Here is a 4046-nt window from a genome sequence, read left to right as displayed (position 1 = left end):
TCATGGGCTCGCGCGAGCACCCGGCCGACCACGACCGCATCGAGGGCCTCGAATTCCTCGACAAGGTCATCGACATCGACCAGTCGCCCATTGGCAGGACTCCGCGTTCGAACCCCGCCACCTATACCGGCGCCTTCACGCCAATCCGCGACTGGTTCGCCGGCCTGCCGGAGGCCAAAGCGCGCGGCTACCAGCCCGGCCGCTTCTCCTTCAACGTTAAGGGTGGCCGCTGCGAAGCCTGCCAGGGCGACGGCGTCATCAAGATCGAGATGCACTTTTTGCCCGACGTCTACGTCACCTGCGACGTCTGCCACGGCAAGCGTTACAACAGAGAGACGCTCGACGTCGTGTTCAAGGGCAAGTCGATCGCCGATGTGCTCGACATGACGGTCGAGGAAGGCGTCGACTTCTTCGCCGCCGTGCCCGGCGTGCGCGACAAGCTCGACACGCTGAAGCAGGTCGGCCTTGGCTACATCCATATCGGCCAGCAGGCGACGACGCTGTCAGGCGGCGAGGCGCAGCGCATCAAGCTGGCCAAGGAACTGTCGCGCAAGGCAACTGGCAAGACGCTCTATATCCTCGACGAGCCGACCACCGGCCTGCATTTCCACGACGTCGCCAAGCTGTTGGAAGTGCTGCATGAACTGGTCGACCAGGGCAACACGGTGGTGGTCATCGAGCACAATCTCGAAGTGATCAAGACCGCCGACTGGGTGCTCGACCTCGGCCCCGAAGGCGGCGACGGCGGCGGCGAACTGGTTGCCTCCGGCACGCCGGAAGCGATCGTGCGCGAGAAGCGCAGCTACACCGGCCAGTTCCTCAAGGAGCTTCTGGAGCGGCGCCCCGGAGGCAAGCGCGAAGCGGCGGAGTGATCGGACCGGTTGGCGCCTGGAGAGCTTTTGAATGAAAATCAGAAGAGCGCTTGCCGGTGATCTCCAAACCGTCGTCTCGCTGACGCAAGCGGCCTATGCGCCTTACACTGCACTGTTAGGCGCACCGCCGATCCCAGTCACCGAGGACTACGCGCCGCGCATCGCGCGTGGTGAGGTGTGGGTGTTGGAAAGTGGCGGCGGACTTGCCGGACTGATCACGCTGGAACGGCATGACGACCACGCGATGATCTTCTCCGTCGCGGTCTCTCCTGACTTTCAGGGCAAGGGCTTCGGCATTGCGCTGCTGAAACACGCGGATGAGCTGACCCGTCTCTGGGGCCTGCCCGAGGTGCGGCTTTACACCAACGCCAGGATGGAACGGAACATCGCGCTCTATCTGGCCTATGGTTTCCACGAAACGGGTCGCCGGCCCAATCCCTACCGGCCGGGATGGGTGCTGGTCGACATGGCGAAATCGGTCCACGAGAGCACAGCGGCCTGATTTCTGAACTTGGGAGGATGACAATGAGCACATCGGGAACGATCCGCGCCGGCATGGGCGGCTGGACCTTTGAGCCTTGGGATACGTCCTTCTATCCCGACAAGCTCTCCAAGGCCAAGCAGCTGAACTACGCCACTCGCCAGGTGCCGAGCATCGAGGTCAACGGCACTTACTATTCCAGCTTCAAGGAACCGACCTTCGTCAAATGGGCCAACGAGGCGCCGGACGGTTTCGTGTACTCGCTAAAGGGCAACCGCTTCGTCACCAACCGGCGCGTGCTGGGCGAGGCCGGCGAATCGATGACGCGCTTCCTCGGCTCGGGCGTTGCCGCACTCGGGGAAAAGCTCGGGCCGATCCTGTGGCAGTTCGCGCCGACCAAGAAATTCGATCCGGACGATTTCGAAGCCTTTTTGAAACTGCTGCCGGAAAAGCAGGACGGCGTTGCGCTGCGCCATGCGCTCGAAGTCCGCAACGACAGTTTTGTCGTGCCGGAATTCGCAGCACTTGCCCGAAAATACAAGGCCGCGATCGTCTACGCCGACCATGCCAAATATCCCGATATCGCCGACGTCACCGCCGATTTCGTCTACGCCCGGCTGCAGACCGGCAGCGATGACAATCCCGACTGCTACACGCCGAAAGGCCTCGATGAATGGGCCGCGCGGGTAAAGATCTGGGCGCAAGGCAAGCAGCCGGCCGACCTGCGGCGCGCCGACCCCGCCACCGATGCGCCGGTCAAGCCGCGCGACGTGTTCGTCTACTTCATCACGGAGGGCAAGGTGCGCGCGCCGTTCGGCGCCATGGCACTGATGAAGCGGGTGGACCAGGATCTGTCGGTGCCCTGACGCTGCGGAATCATGGCATCTTCGCCATCGTCGTAACCTTATCGATACCTCCTTGCTGCATGAATCCAGCTGAACCAGTCGCAAATCTGGGCCGCCGCGGGCAAGGACGAGGGGCATGTCGCTCGACTACACTTCACTTCTGCTGGCTGTCGGTTTTTCCGCTGCCTGCCTGAGCCTGACCTTGTTTGGCATGTGGCTGACCGCTCGCTCGGAAAAGTTCCTGCTGACATGGGCGGTCAGCCTGGTGTTCGTGGTCGGCGATATTTTTTTCTATGACGCCTATATCGATATGCCCGGGCGCCTGCTGGGCATCGCCACGCTGGCTTTCCTCCTGCTCGGTTTCTCGACAATGCTGGGCGCGGCCTACCAGTTCAGAACCGGCGGCTCGCCAGTGCCGCGAACGGCGTTTGGCAGCGCCATTTCACTGGCCGTGACATTGCCTCCCATGGCTCTAGGCTATGACGGGCTGGGCTTCATGTTCGAAAATGCCTTCGCCGCCTTGCTTCTGTTCGCAACGGCGGTCGAATACTGGAAAGGCCGCGACGAAGCCCCTGCCCTGACAACCGGTATCACCGCGCTCTATTCGGCCACGGCCGCATCCTTCGCTCTCTGCGCCATGGTTTTGGCCTGGGAGGGAAAGCTGGTCCTTGGACATGCGCCAAGCAACTGGGCCGAGGAACTGAGCCTCATCATCGTTATCGCCAGCATGACCGGCATCGGAGCGCTTTCCCTGGCCCTGAACCAAGGGCGTCTGGCCCGGCATCACCGCCACAATGCCCTGACCGACCCGCTGACCGGCCTGCTCAACCGCCGCGCCCTATTCGACCTGCACGGCGATGCGCCGGTCGGTGCCTTCACGGCGGTGGTCGTCTTCGACCTCGACAACTTCAAGGCCATCAACGACGAATTCGGCCACGCCGCCGGCGATGAGGTGCTGAAGGTATTTGCACGGGAACTCGCCAGCAATCTTCGCCCGGGTGATGTCGCCGCGCGCATGGGCGGCGAGGAATTCGCGCTGGTGCTGAAGCGGACCTTGCCCGAAACGGTGGAGGCCACCGCCGAGGCCATCCGGGCAGCTTTCGCCGCGCACCACATCGAAACCGAGACAGGCTCGCTGATATGCACGGTCAGTGCCGGATTTGCTTTCGGCACCAAGGAAGGCCTCGGCTTCGACAAGGTGCTCAATGCCGCCGACAAGGCGCTCTACGACGCCAAGCGCGCCGGCCGCAACCGCGTCACCGCTTCTCCGTTCAAGCGCGCAGGCTGATCGCGTGTGTCAACACCGGCCTCTGATCGTGGCGAGACGAATGCAGCTCCTAGGCCGCCATGACAATCTCATTGAAGGTATCGAGATCGACATAGAAGACCTTGGTGATCTCCTCGATCAGATCGTCGTAATCGCAGCCCTGTGATCTCAAGATGTTGATGGCAGCGATGATATCGACACGTTCGATAAGCCGCCGCTTCTGGTAATCCTCGACGTAACGTTCCATGGCTGTCCCTTAGCCTGTGTGCCCAAACGCGTTTGAACGACAGAGATCGCAGGAGGGAAGCTAGGCAGCCTTGCTTGCGTGAAACTTGCCCGGCATTGGCCGTGCTCCTCGATCTGCGATAAACCAGACTGGTACGGAAGCGGCCGACTCACAAAAGCCTAGGAAAAGACTAGCACGCAGTTGCCGATGCACCAGAGAGGCTGGTGCAGGGCCGGAGAAATACTGGACTTGCCAAGGACTTCGGATCGTCAACTGAAGTGCGTTGGCGATTCTAGACCGTCAGGAACTTCCTGACATCAGCACGGTCCAGATCTTCCGCCGGACCGGTATGGAC

At 61.9% G+C, this 4046-nt stretch carries 5 protein-coding genes; 4 read left to right on the top strand and 1 reads right to left on the bottom strand.

What is annotated here, in order from left to right; translation table 11 throughout:
* The 4 genes from EN939_RS23815 to EN939_RS23800 form a co-directional block, all read left to right on the top strand.
* Positions 1–872: ATP-binding cassette domain-containing protein (locus EN939_RS23815; protein WP_127270124.1), on the top strand; the 872-nt coding region annotated here is incomplete at its 5' end.
* A 31-nt stretch (positions 873–903) separates the two neighbouring features.
* A complete protein-coding gene (locus EN939_RS23810; protein ID WP_127270122.1) occupies positions 904–1374 on the top strand; it encodes a GNAT family N-acetyltransferase in 471 nt (156 codons plus the stop codon).
* Positions 1375–1397: 23 nt separating this feature from the next.
* The gene (locus EN939_RS23805; RefSeq protein ID WP_127270120.1) at positions 1398–2219 is read left to right on the top strand and encodes a DUF72 domain-containing protein; all 822 of its coding nucleotides are present in this window, start codon (positions 1398–1400) and stop codon (positions 2217–2219) included.
* 115 nt (positions 2220–2334) lie between these two features.
* Complete coding sequence (locus EN939_RS23800) at positions 2335–3486, top strand: GGDEF domain-containing protein (RefSeq protein ID WP_127270118.1); 1152 nt, start codon at positions 2335–2337, stop codon at positions 3484–3486.
* A gap of 49 nt (positions 3487–3535) precedes the next feature.
* Here the strand turns inward: EN939_RS23800 and EN939_RS23795 are convergent, their stop codons facing one another.
* Entirely contained in the window at positions 3536–3712 is a 177-nt protein-coding gene (locus tag EN939_RS23795; RefSeq protein WP_081738697.1) for a hypothetical protein, read from the bottom strand.
* Positions 3713–4046 lie beyond the last annotated feature (334 nt).

The sequence above is a fragment of the Mesorhizobium sp. M7A.F.Ca.CA.002.05.1.1 genome (genome assembly GCF_003998335.1).
GTDB lineage: Bacteria > Pseudomonadota > Alphaproteobacteria > Rhizobiales > Rhizobiaceae > Mesorhizobium.
This window is presented reverse-complemented; position numbering and strand designations above follow the sequence as displayed.